Consider the following 22,945-nt stretch of genomic DNA (forward strand, 5'->3'; position numbering starts at 1 on the left):
CCCCGTTTGTGGAGCCTAGTCGCAACGCTCCGGCCAGAGCAATCGGCTGGGAGCAATCGGCTGGGGGCAATCGCCGGCTTACGACACGCGCAGCACCGGGCCGGACCGCTGGGCGTCGGCCGTCAGCCGGCTGTCGAGGATGCGCTGCACCGCCGCGCGGATATCCGGGTTGGCACCGAGGAAACGGCGGAAATCCGAGGCATGCAGCACCAGGAGCTGGCTATAGGTCGCGGCGACCACGTCCGCTCGCCGAGGCTCGCCGGTCAGGAGCGCCATCTCGCCGAAGATGTCGCCGCGCCCGAGCGTCACGGGGCTGCCGGGCAGGATGACCTCGACCGCGCCCGAAGAGATGAAATAGACCGAATCGCCGCGATCGCCCTTGCGCACCAGCTTTTCGCCGGGCACGGCGATGAGCGGCCGGGCGAGCTTGCCCAGCCGTTCGGCCTGCTCGGGCGCCAGGTCGCGGAACATGTCGATGCGGCGCATGAGCTCGCCGGGCTTGAGGCTGAGGTCGAGGTGTGGCCGAACCTCGACCGCCGCCTGGCGCTTGCGCAGGCGGCGGCTCAGATCCTCATAGAGCTCCTGGCCGATCAATCCTTCCTCGTAAAGGCCGCGATAGGCCTGCTGCTCCTGGCGGAGGGCGGCCTGGTCCAGGATGCGCCGCTCGAGCGCCACCGAATATTCCGGATATTGCGCCTGCAGCGCACCCAGCATGCGCTGGGCCCGGTCATGCCGGTTGTCGACGATGTCCCGCACGATCTGCAGCAGCCGTTCGTCCGCGAAGCGCGTCAGTTTCTGCGAGATGAAACGGACCAGCTCGTCGAGCAGCATGCGGGTGACGAGCAGCTGCTCCAGCCGCTCGGCCAGCCGGCGCGCGAGCGGCGTCTCGATGCCGAGACGCCGGTGCAGGAAATGCGCGAAGCGGAAACCGATGGTGTAGCGGGCGATCTTCTTCACCGCCTTGACGTAGCCGCTGCGGCCGTCGGTGCGGGCCGCGTCGGCCATGACGTCGGCGCCGTGCAGGAGCCGTTCGATCACCCGGCGCGAGGCCGTGCCCTGGGCGTGGTGGTCGAGCACCAGCCGGCGCTCGTGGCTCGCAAGCGCCACCAGCGCCACTGCCAGGCGGTCGCGCTCCAGCATCTCCGGCCGCTCCGCATCGAGCGTCGCCGCGTGATCGTCGCGCCGCCGGGTCGCCGCCTCGATGCGCCGGGTATAACGGGCGAGCGTCTCGGCTGCGGCCGGCTCGCTCATGCGATAGTCGACCGCGGTCGCGGCCAGCGAGTCGCGCAAGTCGACCAGCGACAAGGCCACGATGCTGTCGCGCAGCGCCTCGTCGCGCGGGCTCAGCTGGTCGAGCTTGAGCACGCGGATGACGGCGCGCAGCGTCGTGCCGTTGACCAGGAGCGTGAACAGCACGAAGCCGGTCGCAAGCACGGCGACGAAGCGCTTCACTGTCTCGGGCAGGCCCGGATCCTCAGTGACGGCAAGCGCCAGCGCCACGGTGACGGCGCCGCGCAGGCCACCCCAGGTGATGACCAGCTTGTAGGGGGTTGAGACCGGGGCGCTCCATTTCAGCCAGGTGAGCGGCGGCAGCACGCCCCACAGCACGACCATGCGGGCGACCATGGCCGCGGCGAGGGCCGTCACCATGAGCAGAAGGTCGCGCACGCCCACATCGACCAGCAGGGTCGGCACCAGAATCGCCGCCAGGATAAAAATGAAGGAGCCGGCCCAGAAGGCGAGCTGTTCCCAGAGCTCGTTCAGGAAAGCCCAGTTGAACGGCGAGATGCGCGAAAGCCCGGTCGAGCCGAAGGTGACGCCGGCGGCGACCACGCCGACGACGCCCGAGATATGCAGCTCGTCCTCGCCCACGATGAAGACGAGGTAGGGCAGCGCCAGGGTCAGTGTCATCTCGGCCGCGCGGTCGCCGTGGAACAGCGGCAGGAGGGATGTCGCGAGCCGGCCGGCCGCGACGCCCAGCAGGATGCCGCCGCCGAAGCTCAGCACGAAATGGCCGATCGCAGGGCCGACCGCCACGGCGCCGCCGGACTTCAGCAGGCTCACCAGGATCGTGAAGATCGAGATCGCCGCCGCGTCGTTGAGCAGGCTTTCGCCCTCGACGAGGCGGGTCAGCCGGGCGGGCGCGCCCAGGTCGCGGAAGATCGCGACGACCGCCGCCGGATCCGTCGTGGCGACGATCGAGCCCAAGAGCAGCGCCGGGATGAGGGCCTCGCCCGAGACCATCGAGACGCTCCAGCCGATGAGCCCGGTCGTCACCAGCACCGCCAGCACCGCCAGCAGCAGGATCGGCACCGCATCCTCAAGGAGCCGGCGGATATCCATCGTGACGGCGGCCTGGAACAGCAGGATCGGCAGGAAACAATCGAGGAAGACGGCGGCCGTGACCGGCGGCGCGGCGAATGGCCGGGCGACGGCGTCGAACGCCGTGATGGTGGGCGAATTCAGCACGAAGGAGGCCGCAGCCCCGATCGTCGTGCCGACAAGGGCCAGCAGCACGCTCGTCGGCAGGGCGAAGCGCCCCGCCAGCGGCTGCACGACACTGACGACGAGGAGCAGGCTCGCGACCGCAAGAACGATGGTGGCGACGTCGGTCAGGTACAGGGTGGGTCTCCGGCGCGGTCGGTCGGGCGGCATGGGGGATCGGCGCCGCACGGAGGCGGGCTCGTGCGGCGCCGGTATCGTGGATTATCGGGCATCGTCGATTATCATGATGGCAAACCCGTGGCCGAATGGGAAAAACCATCACGATGCGGCGGTATTTTTCTCTGCTCCTCGTCCTGCTTCTCCTGGCGGTCCGGCCGGCATTCGCCGATCCTCTGGCAGATTTCGCAGCAGCCGAGCATATCGGCGACGTCGGCCGGTTCGAGGCGACGATCACGGCGCTGCGCCGGGACGGCCACCTGCCGGATGGGCTCTACGTCACGAAGAACGCGGCCGAGAGGAAGGGCTGGCACCCGGGGCAGGACCTGTGTGCCGTCCTGCCGGGCGAGAGCATCGGCGGCGACCTGTTCGACAATCGCGAGGGCCGCCTGCCGCGCGGCGCGACCTACCACGAAGCCGACCTCGACTACCACTGCGGCCATCGCGCGGCGAAGCGACTGGTCTATAATGCCGAGCGCCAGTGGGTGACGATCGATCACTACCGGAGCTTCCAGCCGGTCCCATAAGCCGGCGGTTGAAATATGCTGTTACAGAAAGCCGGCAGATCGACATCGCCCTGCCGAATTCGGATGCTATAGGAGCATCCTGCAAAGACCGTCCGCGAAGGTCTTCCGTTCGGCATCGCACGGCGAGAGCGCCGTCCGCGGCCGTCTACCGAGAGGCGTTCGGCAGTCCCATGGGCCGGTCGTGTAAGGGGCATCATGCGCGTTAAGTGGATCTTGACCGTCGTCGTCCTCGCCGCCGTCGGCGGGGGGTATTTGTACCTTCGGAGCGGGAGCCAGACCCATTCCATGGCCGGCGGGCGGCCGGGCGTGCGCGAGCAGATGGCACAGCGCGGCATGAGCGGGGCCAGCGACGAGCCGATCCCGGTGCTGATCGGTGCGGTGGCCGAGGGCGATGTGCCGATCTATCTCTCGGGGCTCGGCACGGTCCAGGCCTACAACACCGTCCAGGTCAGGAGCCGGGTCGACGGCGCGCTCACCAAGGTGCTGTTCCGCGAGGGCCAGGACGTCAAGGCCGGCGACGTGCTGGCGGTCGTCGATCCGCGGCCCTACGACGCCAACTACAAGCAGTCGCTCGCGACCAAGGCCAAGGACGAGGCGCTGCTCGCGAACGCGAAGCGGGACCTCGTGCGCGACCAGGGTCTGATCGGCAAGCAGTTCGTGAGTGTCCAGACGCTCGAGACGCAGCAGGCGCTCGTCGACCAGTACACGGCGCAGGTCGCCTCCGACCAGGCGACGATCGACTACAACAAGACTGAGCTCGACTATACGAACATCGCTTCGCCGATCGACGGCCGCACCGGCATCCGTAACGTCGACGTCGGCAACATCGTCCATGCCGCCGACACGACGGCCCTCGTGACCATCACCCAGATCCACCCGATCTCGGTGATCTTCACCCTGCCGGCCGACAATCTGCCGTCGGTGACGAAGGGGCTGGGCGCCGGCAGCCTGCCGGTCATCGCCTATGGCCGCGACAACGTCACGGCACTCGCCAACGGCACGCTCGACCTGGTCGACAACCAGATCGACCAGACGACCGGCATGGTGAAGCTGAAGGCGACCTTCCCGAACGAGGACGGCGCGCTCTGGCCCGGCCAGTTCGTCAATACGAGCGTGCTGGTCGCGACCCGGCATCAGGGCCTGACCGTGCCGGCGACAGTGGTGCAGCACGGGCCCAAGGGCGACTATGTCTGGGTCGTGAAGCCGGACAAGACGGTCGAGATGCGCGACGTCGTGGTGGCGCAGACCCAAGGCAACCGGGCGCTGATCGACAAGGGCCTGGCCGCCGGCGAGTCCGTCGTGGTCGACGGCCAGTACCGCCTGCAGGCCGGCAGCAAGATCGCGCCGCAGGCGCCCGACGGCAGCAGTTCGACCGGCAGCAGTTCGACTGGCAGCGGTTCGACCGGTGCCACCCCGGCAGCCGAGGGGGCGAAGGGGCCGCATCACGGTGACAAGGGCGACAAGCCCGACAAGAGCGGGGCGAATCCGGCGTGAGCGTCTCAGAGCCCTTCATCCTCCGGCCGATCGCGACGACGCTCCTCATCGTCGGCGTGGTGCTCCTCGGCCTGCTGGGATACCGGCAGCTGCCGGTGGCGGCCCTGCCATCGGTCGATTTCCCGACGATCCAGGTCGTGACGAACTATCCCGGGGCGGCGCCGGAGATCATGGCGTCGTCGATCACGACGCCGCTCGAGCATCAGCTGGGCACGATCTCAGGGCTCACTTCCATGAGCTCGACCAGCTCGTTCGGCACCAGCCAGATCACGCTGCAGTTCGACCTGTCCCGCGACATCGATGCCGCAGCCCAAGACGTGCAGTCGCAGATCAATGCGGCCCAGGGCATCATCCCGTCGACCAAGCTGCCGAACCCGCCGACCTACAGCAAGGTCAACCCGGCCGACACGCCGATCATGATCCTGGCGCTGACCTCGGACACGCTGCCGCTCCGCACGGTCAACGACTATACCGACACGGTGGTGGTGCAGAAGCTCTCCCAGGTCGAGGGTGTCGGCGTCGTCACGATCGAGGGCGGGCAGAAGGAGGCGGTGCGCATCCAGATCAACCCGACCCAGGTTGCGAACCTGGGCCTGGCCCTGGACGACGTGCGCACGGCGATCTCGTCGGCGACGATCGATCTCGCCAAGGGTTCGATCGACGGCGCCCGGCAATCCTTCCAGATCGGCGCCGACGACCAGCTGTTCGACGCCAACGGCTTCCGCAACCAGATCCTGGCCTACCGCAACGGCGCGCCGATCCGCCTCAAGGACGTGGCGAATGTCGTCGACGGCGTCGAGAACGACAAGCTTGCCGGCTGGTACAACGGCAAGCCGGCGGTGATCCTCGACATCCAGCGCCAGCCCGGCGCCAACATCATCGAGACGGTGGCATCCATCCGCAGGCTGATGCCGAAGCTGCAGGCAGCACTGCCGCCGTCGATCAAGATCGACGTGCTGACCGACCGGACCCAGACGATCCGCGCCTCGGTTGCCGACGTGCAGTTCACGCTGGTGCTGACCGTGGCGCTCGTCGTCATGGTCATCTTCCTGTTCCTGCGCAAGTTCTGGGCGACCGTCATCCCGAGCGTCACCCTGCCGGTCTCGCTCATCGCGACGTTCGGCATCATGTCGCTCGCGAGCTTCAGCCTCGACAACCTGTCGCTGATGGCGCTCACCATCGCGTCGGGCTTCGTCGTCGACGACGCGATCGTCATGATCGAGAACATCGTCCGCTTCATCGAGGACGGGGAGAACCCGCTCGACGCGGCACTCAAGGGGGCGAAGCAGATCGGCTTCACGATCATTTCGCTCACCGTCTCGCTCATCGCGGTCTTCATCCCGCTGCTGCTCATGGGCGGCGTCATCGGGCGCCTCTTCCGCGAGTTCGCCATCACCTTGAGCGCCGCCGTCGTGATCTCGGCCATCGTCTCGCTGACGCTCACGCCGATGATGTGCGCGCTGTTGCTCAAGCCCGAGGACCCGCACCATCGGCCGGGGGCGCTCTTCCGCTGGAGCGAGCGCTTCTTCGACCGGATGCGTGACGGCTACGACGCCGGCCTCCGTTGGGTGCTGCGCCATCAGGCGCTGACACTCATCTTCACCGTCGTCACGATCGGTGTCACGGCCGCGCTCTATGTCGAGGTGCCGAAGGGCTTCCTGCCGCAGCAGGACACGGGCCTCATCGTCGGCGTGACGGATGCCGCCCAGGACATCTCGTTCAACGGCATGGCCGAGCGCCAGCAGGCGATCGCGGCCGAGGTGATGAAGGACCCGGAGGTGACCGCCGTCGACAGTTTCGTCGGCACCGGGACGGTGAACACGACGCCGAACAGCGGCCGGCTCTACATCAATTTGAAGCCGCGCGACCAGCGTACGGCCAGCTCCGACCAGATCATCGAGCGCTTGAAAGCGCGCGTCGCGGGCGTGCACGGCATCACGCTCTACATGCAGTCGGCCCAGGATATTCAGATCGACAACCGGCTGTCGCGCACCCAGTACCAGTACACGCTGCAGGATGCGAACGTGGCCGAGCTCGGCGAGTGGGTGCCGAAGCTCGTCGCCGAGTTGAAGCAGCAGCCGGAGCTCATCGACGTTGCGACCGACCAGCAGAACGCCGGGTTGCAGGCGCTCGTCAAGATCGACCGGGATGCCGCCGCCCGGCTCGGCGTCAGCATGCAGGCGATCGACGACACGCTCTACGACGCGTTCGGCCAGCGCCAGATCGCGACGATCTATACGCAGCTCAACCAGTATCACGTGATCCTGGGTGTCGATCCGGCGTTCCAGAAGGACCGGAACGCGCTCGACAGGATCTACGTCCAGGCGACGAACGGCACGCTCACGAACGGCACGCAGCTGTCGGGCGGCGTCGTTGCGAGCACGACGCCGACCTCGAACGGCAGCCAGACCACGAGCAACACGGCGACCACGACCAGCCTCAATACCGGCAAGGGCACGGAGGTGCCGCTCTCGGCGGTCGCGAGCATCGTGACCCGGCTGGCGCCGCTGGTCGTGACCCACCAGGGCCTGTTCCCGGCGACGACGCTGTCGTTCAACGTGCCGGAAGGTACCTCGCTCGGTGCCGCCCTGGCCGCGATCCAGCGTGCCGAGCAGGCGATCGGCCTGCCGGAGACGATCGCGACCGGCTTCACCGGCAGCGCCGCCGAGTTCAGGAACTCGCTCGACAGCGAGCTCGGGCTGATCCTGGCCGCGATCGTCACGGTCTATATCGTGCTGGGCGTGCTCTACGAGAGCTACATCCACCCGATCACGATCCTGTCGACCCTGCCGTCGGCCGGCATCGGCGCGCTGCTCTCGCTCATGCTCTGCGGCCAGGACCTGAGCGTGATCTCGCTCATCGGCATCATTCTCCTGATCGGCATCGTCAAGAAGAACGCGATCATGATGATCGATTTCGCGATCGACGCCGAACGCCAGGGCGGCATCGGCGCCGAGGAGGCGATCCATCAGGCCTGCCTGCTGCGCTTCCGGCCGATCATGATGACGACCATGGCGGCACTCTTGGGCGCGCTGCCGCTGGCGCTCGGCACCGGCACGGGCTCCGAGCTCCGGCGCCCGCTCGGCATCGCCATTGTCGGCGGCCTGGTGCTTTCGCAATTCCTGACGCTTTACACGACGCCGGTGATCTACCTGTTCTTCGAGCGGCTCCGGCACATGGCGGCGCACCGGTTCGGCCGGCGGGCGGCGACGGCGCCATCGCCCATGCATCCGGCGCCCATGCACCCGGCGCCCATGCACCCGGCGCCCGCGCACCAGGCGCCGTTCAACGCCATGCGCGACCCGGACGCGGCGGAATAGGCCGATGGCGATCTCGGAGCCCTTCATCCGGCGCCCGGTCGCGACGACCCTGCTCGCGATCGGCATCATGCTGCTGGGTATCGTGGCCTATCGGCAGCTGGCGGTTGCGGCCTTGCCCAACGTCGACCTGCCGATCATCCGCGTCTGGGCGACCCTGCCGGGCGCCGACCCGGAGACGGTCGCCTCCTCGCTCGCAACCCCGCTCGAACGGCAGCTCGGCACGATCTCGGGTCTCAACCAGATCACGTCGATCAACACGCTCGGCACCTGCATGATCATGCTGCAGTTCGACCTGAGCCGGAACGTCGACGACGCCGCGCGCGACGTGCAGGCGGCGATCAACGCCGCGGTCCAGAACCTGCCGCAGGACCTGCCGCGCCTGCCGACCTTCTTCAAGGCGAATCCGGCGGCCTTCCCGATCCTGACGCTGGCGCTCACCTCGGAGACGCTGCCGCCGGGCAAGGTCTACGACTATGCCGACACGGTCGTGGCGCAGAAGCTCTCGCAGCTCGAGGGCGTGTCCGAGGTCGACATCAACGGCGCCGAGAAGAGCGCCGTCCGGGTCGAGGTCGACCCGGCGGCGCTCGCCAACATGAAGCTGTCGCTCTCCGACATCTCGACCGCGATCCAGTCGGCGAACGTCGACGGGCCCAAGGGCAGCATCCAGGGCGACGATCGCGCGCTCATGATCACCGCGACGGACCAGCTGTTCTCCGCCGCCGACTGGAGCAACATCGTCGTCGCCTGGCGCAACGGCGCGCCGGTGCGCCTCAAGGACGTGGCGCGGGTCACGGACAGCGTCGCCAACACCAAGCTCGCCGGCTGGTTCGGCGACGCGCGCGGCGTCGTCGTCCAGGTGCGCAAGAAGCCGGACGCGAACACGGTCGCGACGGTCGACCGCATCAAGGCGGTCCTGCCGCAGCTCGAGCGCTGGATGCCGCCATCGATCAAGGTACATGTGACGGCCGACCGCACGCGCATGATCCGCTCGGCCATCGCCGACGTGCAGTTCACCATGCTGCTGACGATCGGGCTCGTCGTGCTGGTGATCGCGCTGTTCTTGCGCCGCTTCTGGGCGACGATGATCCCGAGCGTCACGATCCCGGTCTCACTGCTCGCGACCTTCGCGATCATGTACGCGTGCGACTACAGCCTCGACAACCTGTCGCTGATGGCGCTGATCGTGGCCGTGGGCTTCGTCGTCGACGACGCGATCGTCATGATCGAGAACATCACGCGGCTGATGGAGGCGGGCCATCCGCCGATCGAGGCTGCGATCCGCGGCTCCCGGCAGATGGGCTTCACCATCGTCTCGATCACCGTCTCGCTGCTTGCGGCCTTGATCCCGATCCTGTTCATGCCGGGCATCTTCGGCCTGTTCTTCCGCGAGTTCGGCGTCACCCTGTCGGCTGCGATCCTGATGTCGGCGCTGGTCTCGCTCACGCTCACACCCATGATGTGCGCGCGCTTCCTGTCGATCGGCAATCTCCGCGTGACCGAGGGCCGGTTCGGGCAGGCGATCGAGCGCTTCCTGGACGGGACGATCGAGCGCTACGCCCGCTCGCTCGGCTGGGCGCTCCGCCATCGCTGGCTCATGCTGGGCGTCACCATCGGTGCCGCGGTCGGCACGGTCTGGCTGTTCGGCGTCGTGCCGAAGGGCGCTTTGCCGACCCAGGATACCGGCGTCATCCGCGGTGCGACACTCGCCCCGCCCGACATCTCGTTCACCGCCATGAGCGACCGGCAGCGCGCCGTCGTCTCGGTCATCGAGCGGGATCCGGCAGTCGAGAGCATCACATCCAACATCGGCTCCAACGGCTTTCAGGGGCTCAACAACGGCAGCATCAGCGTCAACCTGGTCGACCCGAGCCGGCGGCCGAGGGTCGAGGAGATCATCGACCGGCTGCGCCCGCAGCTCGAACAGGTCGCGGGCATCCAGACCTTCCTCTCGCCCGTGCAGGATTTCGGCGGCGGCCCGCGCCAGGGCAATGCGCAGTACCAGTACACGCTGCACGCCAACGACCTGACGCTCCTGGAACAATGGGCCGAGACGATGCGCGATCGCCTCAAAACGCTGCCGGAGATCGCCGACGTCTCGACCGACCAGGACAAGGCCGGGCTCCAGATCGATCTCAAGATCGACCGCGAGCGGGCGGCGCGGTTGGGCGTCACGATCGGCGCCATCGACAATGCGCTCTACAACGCCTTCGGCCAGCGCCAAGTCGCGACCATGTATGGCCCCTTGGACCAGTTCAAGGTCGTGCTCGAGGTCGACCCTCGCTTCCAGGGCGACCCGCGCGCGCTCGACCGCATCTTCGTGCCGGGTACAAGCGCGGCGCAGGTGCCGTTGAGCTTCCTGGTCAAGACCGAGCCGGGGGCGGCACCGGTCCAGCTCAATCACCAGAACGCGAGCCCGGCCATCACCATCTCGTTCAACACCAAGCTCGGCGTCACGATCGGCCAGGCGATGGCGGCGATCAAGAAGGTCGAGGCCGAGGCGCGCTTCCCCGAAGGCGTCATGGGCACGTTCGAGGGCGACGCCCGCGACGCGCAGGATTCGAACAGTTCGATGCCGCTCCTGCTGCTGGGCGCCGTCGTCGCGGTCTATGTCGTTCTCGGCATGCTCTATGAGAGCTACGCGCACCCGCTCACGATCCTCTCGACCATCCCATCGGCGAGCCTGGGCGCACTCGTGGCGCTAATCGTGACCGGCACGGCCATGTCGATCATCGCCATGATCGGCATCATCCTGCTGATCGGCCTCGTCAAGAAGAACGCCATCCTGATGGTGGATTTCGCGCTCGAGGCGGAACGACGCGACGGGCTTTCGTCCGAAGAGGCGATCCTGCGCGCGGCGCGCCAGCGCTTCCGGCCGATCACCATGACGACGCTCGCCGCCGTGTTCGGCTCGCTGCCGATCGCACTTGGTCATGGCGCCGGCTCCGAGATCCGCCAGCCGCTCGGCATCACCATCATCGGCGGCTTGCTCGTCTCCCAGGTGCTGACGCTCTACACGACGCCGGTCATCTACCTGTTCATCGACCGAATGCGCTCGCGCCGCAGCCGCCGGCTCAAAGCCATCCCGGCGCCGGCCGAGTAAGGACCCTTCTTTCTGTCGTTCCCGCGCAGGTGGGAACCCAGGGTTGCCGCAAAAAAATTTTGTCAGCCATCACCGGCCCTGGATCCCCGCCTGCGCGGGGATGACGAGACAGGGCGCGTCCGCTCACGCCGGCCCGTGGCGGACCATTTCGCCCTGTTCGAAATCGCAGCTGTAAATCTTGTCGTTGATAGCATTCGGGTCGGTCGGCTGCGCTTCGAGGCGGATGGTGACGGCGTCGCCATAGTTGGCGATCGTCGGGCCCGGATCGAACGTGACCGGCAGGCCGGCCAAGGACTTCACGAATTCGGCCTTGCAGCGCGCGACGAGCGGCTCTGTCGCGGTCACTGTCTTGCGCGTCGCGAGCGCCACCTCCTCGGGCGAGGGCTTGCAGCCGGCGACGAGCAGGGCGGGGACCAACAGAAACGGCAGAAGAGGGCGCAAGGCGGGCTCCGGACGGGCGAGAGATTTGCCCCCTTATCTAGTGATGGGCGAGCGGGCTTGCGAGGCGAATGCCGCCGTCCGACCGTTTTATCGTGACCGGTGTCGCCCGGCGGCCACGCCTGCCTTGTTACGTCCCCCGTCTTACGTCCCCCTCGGCTTCGCCCGCGCCGTCGGCAGTGCTTCGAGCGGGTTCTCCGGCCAGGGATGGCGCGGGTAACGGCCACGGAGGTCGGCGCGCACCGCCTTGTAGGACCCGGCCCAGAAGCCGCCCAGGTCGCTCGTCACCTGGATCGGCCGGCGGGCTGGCGAGAGCAGGTGCAGCTTCAGGCGCACCCGGCCTCCGGCGATCGTCGGTGTGTCGGCCAGGCCGAACATCTCCTGCAGCTTGACGGCGAGCACCGGCGTGTCGTCGGCGCTGTAGTCGATGGCGATGCGCGAGCCCGACGGCACGGTGACATGGGTGGGCGCCAGGCGATCGAGCGCCTGCAGCTGGTTCCAGTCGAGCCGGTCGCGCAGCAGCGCCAGCAGGTCGAGGCCAGCGAGGTCGCCGAGGCTGCGTTTGCCCTCGAGCGCCGGCGCCAGCCAGTCGTCGAGGCTCGCCAGAAGAGCCGCGTCATCGAGCACCGGCCAGTCGCCGGCCTCGTCGAGCCGCGCGACGAACGCCACGCGCAGCCGGAAAGTCTCGGCCGCCTCGGTCCAGGGCAGGGTGGCGAGCCCGACCTGGCGGATGCCGTCGAGGAGAGCCGCCGTAATCGCCTCCGGGGCCGGCTTGGCGAGCGGCGCGTCGCCCAGCACGAGCGCGCCCAGGCGTCGGCGTCGGCGGGCCTGGACCGAGCGGGTTGCGGGCTCGAAGACGACCTCGTCGTCGGTGCGGATGCGGGCGCCGAGTGCCAGCTCCAATTCGGCCTGGGTCAGGGGTGCTGCGAGCCAGATGCGGGCGTCCGGTGCCTGGCCGTCGAGATCGGCGACGGCGAGATAGTCGGCGGCGGCGAGCGGATCGGCCTCGGGCAGGAAGGCACCCTGGCCGCCGGACAGGCGGAAGCGGCCGGCCTCCGGACGGCGCTTGGCGATCCGGTCGGGATAGGCCAAGGCCAGCACGGCGCCGGCGCCCGCCGGGTCGATCGCTCCCCAGGGCACGTCGAGCTGCCGGGCAAGGCGCCGGGCGATCTCGCGCGCCCGGCGCGCCGCATCATTACCCCCGGGCCGCGCGATCTGCTCCAGACGGGCTCGGAGGTCGGCGTCGCGTCCGGCGATGTCGCGCTCGTCCAAGGCCGCGGCGATGGCGGTGGCGAGCACGCCTATCCCCTCTTCCGCCGCGGCCAGTACCATATGGGCGAGGCGCGGCGTCAGGCCCAGTTCCGCCATGCGCCGGCCGTGGCCGGTGAGGCGCCCGGCCTCGTCGAGCGCGCCCAGGTCGGCGAGCAGCCGTCGCGCCGTCGCGAAGGCGGCCGGATTGGGCGGGTCGAGGAGCTTCAGGCTCGACTCGTCGGCCAGGCCCCATTCGGCGAGCTCGAGCGCCAGCGGTGCCAAGTCGGCGAGCGCGATTTCCGGTTCCGGCCGGGCGGGCAGTGCCCGATGCTGCGCCTCGGGCCAGAGGCGCCAGGCAATACCGGGCTCGGTCCGGCCGGCGCGGCCGGTGCGCTGGGTGGCGCCCGCCTGCGACACGCGGCTCGTCTCCAGTCGGACCATGCCGGTGCGCGGGTCGTAGCGCGACTGGCGGGCCAAACCAGCGTCGATCACCTGACGCACGCCGTCGATGGTAAGGCTGGTCTCGGCGATCGAGGTCGAGAGCACGATCTTGCGCCGGCCGGGCGGGGCGGGGCTGAGCGCCCGGTCCTGCGCCGCCGGGTCGAGGTCGCCGTAGAGCGGCAGCACGTCCGTGCCGTCCGGCAGACGCCGGCCGTCGAGCAGCCGCTGGACCCGCCGGATCTCGCCGCCGCCGGGCAGGAACACGAGTAGGCCGCCCGGCTCATTCAGCGCCTGGGCGACCGCATCGGCGACCGCTTCGGCGAGGCGTCCGGACGCAGGCGCCGGCAGGTGCCGTATCTCGACCGGGAAGGCTCGGCCCTCGGAGGTAACGACAGGCGCCTCGCCCATGAGGGCCGCGACCGGCGCGGCGTCGAGCGTCGCCGACATGGCGACGAGCCGAAGATCGGGCCGGAGGCCGCCCTGCGCATCGAGGCAGAGCGCCAGGCCCAGGTCGGTCTCGAGCCGCCGCTCATGGAACTCGTCGAACAGCACGCAGCCGACGCCATCGAGGCCCGGGTCGTCCTGGATCATACGGGTGAAGACGCCGTCGGTGATGACCTCGATCCGGGTGCGGCGCGTGACGCGGGTCTCGAGCCGCACGCGGTATCCCACCGTCTCGCCGACCGGTTCACCCAAAAGCTGGGCCATGCGACGGGCGGCAGCGCGCGCGGCGAGCCGGCGCGGCTCAAGCATCAGGATCTTGGCCGTGCCAAGCCAGGCCTCGCCCAGCAGCGCCAGCGGGACGCCGGTCGTCTTGCCGGCACCGGGCGGCGCCTGCAGCACGGCGTTCGAGCCTTGGGCGAGGGCGGTGAGCAACTGAGGCAGCGCCGCGCGGATCGGCAGGTCGGGCGGCAATGCGGAAAGCGGGTCGGCCATGGCCCGAGCGTCATCGGCGGAATGGGCTGCGGGGTCAAGGGGGCTCAAATAATCTCCCGTCGTCCCCGCGCAGGCGGGGATCCAGGGCAACAGGCACAATGAAGCGCAGAGCGAAGAAATCCTTGCGGCAACCCTGGATTCCCGCCTGCGCGGGAATGACGGTTTGAAGGCAAAACGTGCCCCCTACGATGCCCGCTTGAAGCGCTTCAACTTCATGACGTAGCCGATGATTTCGGCGACCGCCTTGTAATGCTCGGGCGGGATCTCCTCGTCGATCTCGACCGTGGCGTAAAGCGCGCGCGCGACCGGCGGGTTCTCGATGATCGGCACGTCGTGCTCGGTCGCGATCTCGCGGATCTTGCGGGCGAGGAAATCGACGCCTTTTGCCACGACCTTGGGTGCCCCGGCCGTGCCCATCTCGTACTGCAGGGCGACCGAATAATGGGTCGGGTTGGTGATGACCACCGACGCCTTCGGCACCGCCGCCATCATGCGCTTGCGCGCGCGGCTCATGCGGATCTGGCGCATGCGGCCCTTGATGTGCGGGTCGCCTTCGGCGTTCTTATGCTCGTCCTTGACTTCCTGCTTGGTCATCTTCAGTTGCTGCAAGGTCGACCACTTCTGGTAGAAATAGTCGAACAGCGCGATCGCGGCGATGGCCAGCAGCACGCCGATCATCAGGTGCAGCAGGAGGTGCATCAGCTCCTGCGTCATCGCGATCGGCTCCATGCCGGTCAGCGTCTCGATCTTGGCGAGCTCAGGCGAGACATAGGTGAAGGCGACCGTGCCGACGATCGCGGCCTTGATCAGGCCCTTGCCGAACTCGACCAGCTGACGCATCGAGAAGATCTTGCCCAAACCGTTGAACGGATTGAGGAAGTTCAGGTTGAAGTCGAACTTGTCCGTGGCCCAGATGAAGCCGGTCTGGGCGATGCTTGCGACGACGGCCGCCGTGATCATGAGCAGGAACGGCGGGAGGAGCGCCCAGGCGAGCGCCGCCGCGATCTCGCTCAACAGCGTCTCGAAGCTCGGCTCGACGTCGACGGTGATCCGCTCCGGCTGCTCGATGAAGCGGCGCATCAGCATCAGCACCGGGCGCATGGTCATGGGCAGGATCGAATAGCAGGTGACGGTCGAGGCCAGTAGGATGACGAGCATCGTCGCATCCTTGGACATGGCGACCTGGCCGCGGCCGCGGGCTTGGCTCACCCGTTTGCCGGTTGGGTCTTCTGTCCTCGAATCCTGGTCTTCGGCCATTGCGTCTCCGATCCGGGTGCGGCAAGGCGCAGCCGGCGCGTCCTGGTCGGTACTATCTCCCTGGCGTGGTTAATAAAGTCGTAAACGCAGGACTGCGCAACCCGAGACCCGATTGATCGAAGCGTCTTTTTACGCGAGCTGTTAACGATTTTTCCTTCGCGCGGGGCATGAAGTTGGGCAGCACAATTCGGAATCGGGCGGCAGTTCTTTATGGGGGCGACCGAATAAAATCTGTGCCGTTACTGAGTAGATGTGGTCGCGCGACTCCGGAACGATAAAACTCGCCCAGTTAACCAATTGTCTCCACTTGACAGGGTCGGATTCGCCTGTATCATGGCCGGACCCCTGAGGAGTGTTTGCAAAATGTCAAGCATTTCCGTCCAGCCAGCCTCGGGGCCGCCCGTCGTCTCGCCAGTAAAATCCGGCAACGGCACGACGGAACCGGTCACGACGCGCGAGACGGCTAAAAGCCAGTCGACGACGCAAGCCAGCGCGTCCGTCCTGTACCCGAGTCCGACCGAATCGATCGATCCGGCAACCAGTCAGGTCGTCATCGAATATCGCAACAGCACGAACGGCGAGGAGGAATATCAGATCCCCTCGAAGTCGCAGCTGCGACTCTATCAGGCGAGCCAGTCCCGGGCGCACGCGTCCGGGGAGCCGCAGACCGGCCTCGTGCCGGCGAAAGCGACCAACGCGGTCGCCTGAGACGATCGATCCGGCCGTTCGTCTCGACCGCGATTCGCGTGGCGCCGCGGGCTGCCCTTCATTTCGCAGATCGGCCTTCGATCTCCGCGCCGGCCTCACGTCAGACGCATCGCCCGACTCGCATCGCCCGCTCACAACGCCCGACTCACAACGACGGCAGCACGCTCGGGGCTTCCCGGCGCCCCCGGCCTTTTGCTCTAATGGCTTGATCCCGGCAGGGTCCGCGTCAGAGCGCCTGCCTCGTTCCAAGGTGCTGCATGCCCCGGCGTCTCCTGCTGCTGACCGGTGAATTCGAGGCCGGTGTCCTTGTTCCCTTCCTCACGCGCCATGGGCCGGACGTGCAGGTCCAGGCCATCCATTTCGGCGGCGAACTCGAGGCTGCAGTGCTCGCCGGCATTGAGGGCACGCGCCTCGTCGCCTTCTGCACGAGCGTCATCGTGCCGGCGCCGCTTCTGGCACTCCTGCCCGGCCCGTCCTACAACGTCCATCCCGGCCCGCCGAGCTTCCCCGGCCGGCATCCGGAATGCTGGGGCTCCTATCGGGGGGCGCGGCGCTTCGGCGCGACGCTGCATGAGATGGTGTCGCGGGTCGACGAAGGGCCGATCGTCGACGTGCAATGGTTCGACATGCCTGAGGGCGGCAGCCAGATGGACTATGGCATGCGCGCCTATCAGGCAGCGATCCAGCTCTTGATCCGCTGGGCGCCGTGGCTCGCCAGTAACGAGCGGCCGCTGCCGCGGTCGACGGACCATTGGAGCGGGACCAAGACACGGCGCGCCGATATCGACGCCATGTGCCGGGTGACGCCGGATATCGACCGTGAGGAGTTCGAGCGTCGGCGCCGGGCGTTCGCCGAACAACCGGGCAGCCGCATGAGCGTCGTGCTGCACGGCCGGGAATTCCTCTATGAGGTGCCGCCCGAAGTGCCGAAGCCGGCTGGGGCGGACGCAACCGAAACAGGCCCGACCGCGATGGCGTGACGCTCAGGCCCCCGGTACTCAGGCTCCGGTACTCAAGCTCCGGCGCTGGCCGCTGCCGCCTGCCGATCGCGCTCGGCGCGCTGTTCGGGAGTGAGGTCGGTGCCGAGCAGCCCGGCCGCGATATTGCGGTTGATGTTGATCAGGACCTCGATCTTCTCGGCCGTCGGCGACGCCAGCAGGTCGACCGATCGCTTGTCGACGAAGTTCGACAGGTTGAGCAGGCCCTCGCGGATGCCGCGCGGCGTCTGGCAGTCCGGGTCGGCCTGTTCGGCCTGAATGATCGTCCACAGGCGCCAATTGATGCGAACCGCGTCCAGCATGGTTTCGCGTGGCGTGCCGGGCGCCATGACGTCGGCCAGCTTGCGTGCGGCCGTGGTCAGGCCCCAGGCCAGCGTCTGCTCCGGGCTGGCATGTTCCAACGCCATCGTCTGCTGCTTCGCGTATCCGGTCTTCATCGCCGTTCCTCTACCAAGTCCTCGTCACGCGATAAGTCAGGCGGCGAAGCCGCCTGGATTGGGGCATCAAAACCATCGGCGTCCAAGGGATGGATCATGAGGCCTCCCGGACCGCGGAGACGCCGACGGCATCGTTGAGACGCGCGACAATGCGCTTGACGTCCGCGGGCGTCATGCCGACGAACAGGGGCAACGACAAGGTGCGGGCATAATATCGCTCGGCACCCGGCAGCACGAGCCCGGGATTGAGCTTGCGGTAGTAGGGTTGCCGGTGCACCGGTATGTAGTGCACCTGGGTCCCGATGCCCTGGGCGCGCAGCCGGTTCATCACCTGCGCGCGTTCGGTCCCGGCACCGGTGAAATCGATCAGCACCGAATAGAGATGCCAGGCCGGCATGGAAAAGCGGCTGCGCCGGATCGGCTCGATGCGCGGGGCGAGCGGCGCCAGGAGATCGTCGTACCGCCGGGCGAGCGCACGCCGCGTCTCGACGAATCCGTCGAGCCGCTCGAGCTGGCTGAGCGCGAGCGCCGCGTGGATGTCCGACAGCCGGTAGTTCCAGCCGATCTCGGGCATTTCGTAGTACCAGGGGTTGGCCCGGCCGGTCTCGTCGAACGCCATGTCGGCGTTCTCGAATTCGGCGCCGTCACGCACCATGCCGTGCGCGCGCAAGCGCTCGAGCCGCCGGGCCAGCGCCGGATCGTTGGTGGTGACGGCACCGCCCTCGCCGGCGGCCACGGTCTTGACCGGGTGAAACGACAGGATCGCCATGTCCGACAACCGGCAGCTGCCGACCGCCGCCGCGGCGCCGTCGCCGCAGGCGTGATAGGCGCCGATGGCGTGGCACGCGTCCTCGACGACGGCGGCGCCGCGCCGGCGGGCGAGGGCCGAAAGGCTGGTCATATCCGCGCATTGGCCGGCCAGGTGAACCGGGAAGACGGCGCGGACCTTGAGCCCGGCCGCGTCGGCGCGCGCGAAGGCGGCCTCCAGGTCTTCCGGCCGCATCAGGCCGTTGTCGGGGTCGACGTCGGCGAAGACGACGTCAGCGCCCACCATGCGCACTGCGTTGGCGGTGGCAAGAAACGTTACCGACGGCACGATGGCGGCATCGCCCGGGCCCAGGCCCAGCGCCAGGCAGGCGAGGTGCAGCGCCGCGGTGCCGCTCGAGTTGCTGACGGCGAAGCGCGCGCCGAGCTTCGCCGCGAGGGCGGCTTCGAACGCCGCGACCTTGGGGCCGGTCGTCAGGTAATCGCCTTTCAGAACCTCGACGACCGCGGCGATGTCGGTGTCGTCGATCGCCTGCCGGCCATAGGGCAGGAACCGTTCCGCGGAATCGGCAACGCTCATCCGATCGTCTCCGCCATCAGCTCTTTGAGCCGCCCGCCGTCGAGCCAGTCCTCGTTGGTGTCGGAGGCGTAGCGGAAGCCTTCCGCGACCGACTTGGCGCCGGATTTCAGATAGGTCTCGCGCTGCCAGAAACTGAAGGCCGGCTCGATGACGAAGCGATCGGGCAGTTGCAGCGTCATGCGCGAATCGTCGTCCGTCACCATCACCTCGTGCAGCTTCTCGCCCGGCCGGATGCCGATCTCCCTGAGCGGCAGGTGCGGCGCCAGGCAGGCGGCGAGGTCGGTGATGCGCATGCTCGGGATCTTGGGCACGAAGATCTCCCCGCCGTGCATCATGGCAATCGACGAGGCGACGAAATCGACGCCCTGCTGCAGTGTGATCCAGAAGCGCGTCATGCGCCGGTCGGTGACCGGCAGGTGATCGGCACCCTCGGCGATGAGGCGCATGAAGAACGGGATGACGCTGCCGCGCGAGCCCACCACGTTGCCGTAGCGCACGACCGAGAACCGCGTGCCGATCGAGCCCGAGAGGTTGTTGGCCGCGACGAAGATCTTGTCGGAGGCGAGCTTGGTGGCGCCGTAGAGATTGATCGGGTTGGCGGCCTTGTCGGTCGAGAGCGCCAGCACCTTCTCGACGCCATTGTCGAGCGCGGCGTGGACCACGTTCTCGGCGCCGAGGATGTTCGTGCGGATGCATTCGAACGGGTTGTATTCCGCTGCCGGCACCTGCTTCAGCGCCGCCGTATGTACGATGACGTCGGTCTCGCGGGCGGCGAGCCGCAGGCGCTGGCTGTCGCGGACGTCGCCGATGAAGAAGCGCAGGAAGGGGCTGTACTCCTTCAGCTCCTGCTGCATCTCATACTGCTTGAACTCGTCGCGCGAGTAGATCGCGACGCGCCGCACCTTCGAGCGTGCCAGAAGGGTCTTGATGAAGCGTTTGCCGAAGGTACCCGTGCCGCCGGTAACCATCACCGACTTGTTGTCGAACTGGCGATATGGATCGGACGCTGCCGACATCAACTGCTTTCCCAACTGGACTCGAACCCTTGGCTCCGAGTGTTGCCTGACAGGGTTAAAACTTCACTTCCGACCCGACGCTACTTCAAATAGTTGAGCAGGGTCTCGTTCAGGACCGACGAGACGACCTTGTAGCTGCCTTCGAGCTGGGTCTGGGCCGCGGAAAGTTCGGTCGCAACGGTGGCGGGATCGACCTGGGTGATCGTGGTGATCTGGGATTGTAGCGTCGCAAGTGTCTGATTGTGAACAGTATTGGCGTTGGCGACAAGCGTTTCGGCCGTGCCGTTCGAGTCATGCAGCCCCTGGATGCCGGTCTCGCTCGTGCCCGGCGTCCCGCTGAGGGCGGCCTGGACCTCGCTTGCGGCCTGCTGGATATAGGCCTGCTGGTTGGCGCCGGTCGAGGTCGTGGCGGCCTGCGCGCATTGCAGGGCATAGACCAGGTGCTGGAATGCCACGTTGTTCGAGCTGACGCCGTAGTTGATCTGCTGATTGGTGGCGATGGTCGTCGTCTGGCTCTGATAGGTCTGCGTCGCCGCGGTGAGCTGGGCCGCGGTCGGCGTTGCCGAATTGAGCGTCGCCGCCTGGGTGTCGTAGGGCGGCAGCGGCAGGGTCGCCGGCACCGTTTGCGGCGTGGGCAGCGGCACCTGGGCCACGGTCAGCGGCGTCACGGTCGGCGTGGTGCTGGGCGGCACCGCCGGCACGATCGCCGGGGTCGGCAGCGTGCTGAGGTTGCCGACCGGCTGCGTCGTATAGCGCGTGCCGCCGTAGAGGAAGCGGCCGCCGACCTGGGTGTTGAGCGTGGCGGCGACGTCGACCTGCAGGCCCGACACCAGCGCCTTCAGGTTCGACACCGCGCTCGGGTCGGTCACGGTGAAGGCGTCGAGCGAGCCGATGAGCTTGGTCGCGTCGCTCGACAGCTGGCTCAGCGACTGGTCGTAGGCGGAAAGATACGTGCTCGTCTGCGTGTTGTTCGCGACGTAGCTCTTCTCGGTCGATTGTGCGCTCTGGAGATTGAGCAGCTGGTTCGCCTGGGTGCCGTAGCCTGAAAGGCTTTCGGACTTCTGGCTGGTGTCGACCTGGTAGGTGAGCTTCGCGATGCGGTCCTGCTCGGTCTGCACCAGGTTGATGTTCTGCAGGAAGCTGCTGAGGGTGCTGATGGCGCTCATCGGAACGTCTCCTCTCGCCCTTATGCGCCGCCGACCGCGGTCAGCAGCGTGGTTTCCAGCTCCTGCACGGTCGAGATGATCTTGGCGGCCGCCGAATAGGCGTTCTGCAACGCGACCAGCTGGGCGAGCTGCTGGTCGGTCGATACGCCGGTCACGTTGCGATAGGCCTGTTGTGCCGCCGTGGTGTTGGCCGCGGCCGTGGTCTGGTCGCTGGTCGCCTGGGCTGCCCGGCCGCTCTGGTCGGAGGCAGCCGCGTTCACCTGGGAGAGCGCGGTATAGGCTGTCGGGCCCGAGGTGAATTCCGTCGCGACGGTGATGGCGGCGGCCTGCTTCACGGTCGAGGTGCCGTTCACGAGCGCCGAATTGACCTGCAGATTGAAGACGTCGGAGCTCGTGCCCGACGCATTGCCGCCGAAGGTGAAGAACGAGCTCGCGAGCTCGCCGGCGTTGGTCGGCGACGCGTTGTCGTAGGCGGTCTGGAAGGCGGTCGAGCCGGTCGAGGAATAGAACAGGTCGGCGATGCTGTTCAGCTGGTTCGTCAGCTGAAACAGGGGGGCGGCGCCGGGGCCGCCGCTCGTCGTGGCCGCGACCGACTGCAGGCCGGCCGCGGCACTGCTGGCCGTGGTCGCCGGGCTGGTCGAGGCGGGCGGCAGCAGGCTGTTGATCGAGGTGCCGCTCGACTGATCGTAGATCGTGTTGCTGGTCGGATCATAGGCCAGCTGGTTGAAGCTGGTCGCGGTCGTGAGCTGGAGCCCGGCCGGCGTCGAGACCGAGACGGTGCCGTTCGTGTTGGTCGTGACGACGGTCGCGGTCGGCAGTTGGGCCTGGATGGCCGCGACATCGGCGGCCTGCTGGGCGACCTGGGCCGCGGTCGCCGGCACCGAGGGGGTCGCCGCGTAATTGGCGGCGATCGTCGCATTGAGCGCGCCCAACTGGGCGAGCGGCGAGTTGACGGCACCCACGAAGGCGTTGATCTGGTTGATGCCCGTCGGGTCGCTCGCCAGGATGCCGATCTCGGCGCCGATCTGGCCCGACGTGAGCGCGCCATTGAGCGACGTCTTGTTCGGATCGTTCGTGGCATAGAACGTATCGCTGGTCGCGTCGTAGCTGAACGACGTGGCGTTCTGCTGCACGAGCGCCACGCCCGACGGCGTCGTCAGGTAGACCGTGCCGTCGCTGTTCTGTTGCTGCTGGATCGGCACGAGGCCGGCGACCGTCGTGATCAGCTGGTCGCGCGCATCCTGGAGCGAGGTCGTGTCCTGGCCGGCATGCTTGCCGCTCGCGATCTGGGCATTGAGGGTCGCGATCTGGCTCAGGGACGTGTTGAGCGTGTTGACGTCGGTGCCGAGCTGGGTCTTGACCTGGCTCTGGAGCTTCGCCACGCCGTGGGCGACCGTCTGCAGGGTCTGGACCAGCGATTGCGCACTGGTGATGACCTGCTGCTGGGTCGTCTTGTCCTCCGGCGTCGCCTGCAGTGCCTGCCAGGCGTTCTGGAACGCCTGCATGGCCGAGGTCAGCACGGGTGAGTTGGTCGACGAGCCCGTCAGCTGCTCCAGCTGGGTATAGAGCTGGTTGATCGTCGTCTTGGCCGCGGAATCCGTGACATTGTTCAGATAGTTGGCCTGCAGCGTGCCGTCGACCGCCCGCTGCACGTCGACGACTTCGTTGCCGCCGCCGTTCTGCTGCGTTTTGTCGATGACGACGGCGCTGCGCTGCGAATAGTTCGGGTTCTGCGCGTTGCCGATGTTCGAAGACACGACGTTGATCTGCGCCTGCGAGTTGAGCAGGGCATTCGTCGCGTTGCTGAGGATCGACAAGAGCGACATCGGGCGGGTTCCATGAGGACCAGG

Annotated in this window: 15 protein-coding genes; 6 read left to right on the plus strand and 9 right to left on the minus strand. The window is 67.7% G+C overall.

The annotated features are described in order from the left end of the window. Positions 1-78: 78 nt before the first annotated feature. Positions 79-2,655 (minus strand): cation:proton antiporter, encoded by a 2,577-nt coding sequence (locus IEY58_RS14605; protein WP_189046980.1) that lies wholly within the window; start codon positions 2,653-2,655, stop codon positions 79-81. Positions 2,656-2,768: 113 nt separating this feature from the next. On the opposite strand from IEY58_RS14605, the gene IEY58_RS14610 reads away from it, so the two are divergent. From IEY58_RS14610 to IEY58_RS14625, 4 genes are all read left to right on the plus strand, one after another. Next, positions 2,769-3,188, plus strand: a complete 420-nt coding sequence (locus IEY58_RS14610) for a ribonuclease domain-containing protein (protein WP_189046982.1) — start codon at positions 2,769-2,771, stop codon at positions 3,186-3,188. A 285-nt stretch (positions 3,189-3,473) separates the two neighbouring features. Further along, positions 3,474-4,682 (plus strand): efflux RND transporter periplasmic adaptor subunit, encoded by a 1,209-nt coding sequence (locus IEY58_RS14615; protein WP_189046984.1) that lies wholly within the window; start codon positions 3,474-3,476, stop codon positions 4,680-4,682. Then, entirely contained in the window at positions 4,679-8,002 is a 3,324-nt protein-coding gene (locus IEY58_RS14620; RefSeq protein ID WP_189046986.1) for an efflux RND transporter permease subunit, read from the plus strand. The genes IEY58_RS14615 and IEY58_RS14620 overlap by 4 nt, the downstream gene beginning before the upstream one ends. A 4-nt stretch (positions 8,003-8,006) precedes the next feature. Further along, the gene (locus tag IEY58_RS14625; RefSeq protein WP_189046988.1) at positions 8,007-11,102 is read left to right on the plus strand and encodes an efflux RND transporter permease subunit; all 3,096 of its coding nucleotides are present in this window, start codon (positions 8,007-8,009) and stop codon (positions 11,100-11,102) included. 123 nt (positions 11,103-11,225) lie between these two features. On the opposite strand, the gene IEY58_RS14630 is transcribed toward IEY58_RS14625, so the two are convergent. The 3 genes from IEY58_RS14630 to flhB all read right to left on the minus strand — a co-directional run bounded on the left by IEY58_RS14630 (position 11,226) and on the right by flhB (position 15,425). Further along, on the minus strand, positions 11,226-11,543 hold the full coding sequence (locus IEY58_RS14630; protein ID WP_189046990.1) for a hypothetical protein: 318 nt from the start codon (positions 11,541-11,543) through the stop codon (positions 11,226-11,228). Positions 11,544-11,684: 141 nt separating this feature from the next. Beyond that, positions 11,685-14,168, minus strand: a complete 2,484-nt coding sequence (hrpB, locus tag IEY58_RS14635) for an ATP-dependent helicase HrpB (RefSeq protein WP_189046992.1) — start codon at positions 14,166-14,168, stop codon at positions 11,685-11,687. 183 nt (positions 14,169-14,351) lie between these two features. Continuing rightward, positions 14,352-15,425, minus strand: coding sequence for a flagellar biosynthesis protein FlhB (gene flhB / locus IEY58_RS14640; protein ID WP_189046994.1), 1,074 nt, complete (start codon positions 15,423-15,425; stop codon positions 14,352-14,354). A gap of 363 nt (positions 15,426-15,788) precedes the next feature. On the opposite strand from flhB, the gene IEY58_RS14645 reads away from it, so the two are divergent. Both IEY58_RS14645 and IEY58_RS14650 read left to right on the plus strand, forming a co-directional pair. Beyond that, complete coding sequence (locus IEY58_RS14645) at positions 15,789-16,133, plus strand: hypothetical protein (RefSeq protein WP_189046996.1); 345 nt, start codon at positions 15,789-15,791, stop codon at positions 16,131-16,133. Between the two features lie 257 nt (positions 16,134-16,390). Beyond that, positions 16,391-17,113 carry a formyltransferase family protein gene (locus IEY58_RS14650; RefSeq protein WP_189046997.1) on the plus strand — a complete coding sequence of 241 codons (723 nt, stop codon included), beginning with the start codon at positions 16,391-16,393 and terminating at the stop codon, positions 17,111-17,113. A 32-nt stretch (positions 17,114-17,145) separates the two neighbouring features. Here the strand turns inward: IEY58_RS14650 and IEY58_RS14655 are convergent, their stop codons facing one another. The 5 genes from IEY58_RS14655 to IEY58_RS14675 form a co-directional block, all read right to left on the minus strand. Further along, positions 17,146-17,568: a flagellar biosynthesis regulator FlaF gene (locus tag IEY58_RS14655; RefSeq protein ID WP_189046999.1), complete on the minus strand. Its 423-nt coding sequence runs from the start codon at positions 17,566-17,568 to the stop codon at positions 17,146-17,148. A gap of 94 nt (positions 17,569-17,662) precedes the next feature. Then, positions 17,663-18,913, minus strand: coding sequence for a UDP-4-amino-4,6-dideoxy-N-acetyl-beta-L-altrosamine transaminase (pseC, locus tag IEY58_RS14660; protein ID WP_189047001.1), 1,251 nt, complete (start codon positions 18,911-18,913; stop codon positions 17,663-17,665). After that, complete coding sequence (gene pseB, locus IEY58_RS14665; protein ID WP_189047003.1) at positions 18,910-19,929, minus strand: UDP-N-acetylglucosamine 4,6-dehydratase (inverting); 1,020 nt, start codon at positions 19,927-19,929, stop codon at positions 18,910-18,912. Before pseB ends, pseC begins: the two co-directional genes overlap by 4 nt. An 80-nt stretch (positions 19,930-20,009) precedes the next feature. Further along, the gene (locus tag IEY58_RS14670; protein WP_189047005.1) at positions 20,010-21,095 is read right to left on the minus strand and encodes a flagellin; all 1,086 of its coding nucleotides are present in this window, start codon (positions 21,093-21,095) and stop codon (positions 20,010-20,012) included. Between the two features lie 20 nt (positions 21,096-21,115). After that, on the minus strand, positions 21,116-22,921 hold the full coding sequence (locus IEY58_RS14675) for a FlgK family flagellar hook-associated protein (RefSeq protein WP_189047007.1): 1,806 nt from the start codon (positions 22,919-22,921) through the stop codon (positions 21,116-21,118). Positions 22,922-22,945 lie beyond the last annotated feature (24 nt).

The sequence above is a fragment of the Aliidongia dinghuensis genome, assembly GCF_014643535.1.
In the GTDB taxonomy this organism is placed as follows: domain Bacteria; phylum Pseudomonadota; class Alphaproteobacteria; order ATCC43930; family CGMCC-115725; genus Aliidongia; species Aliidongia dinghuensis.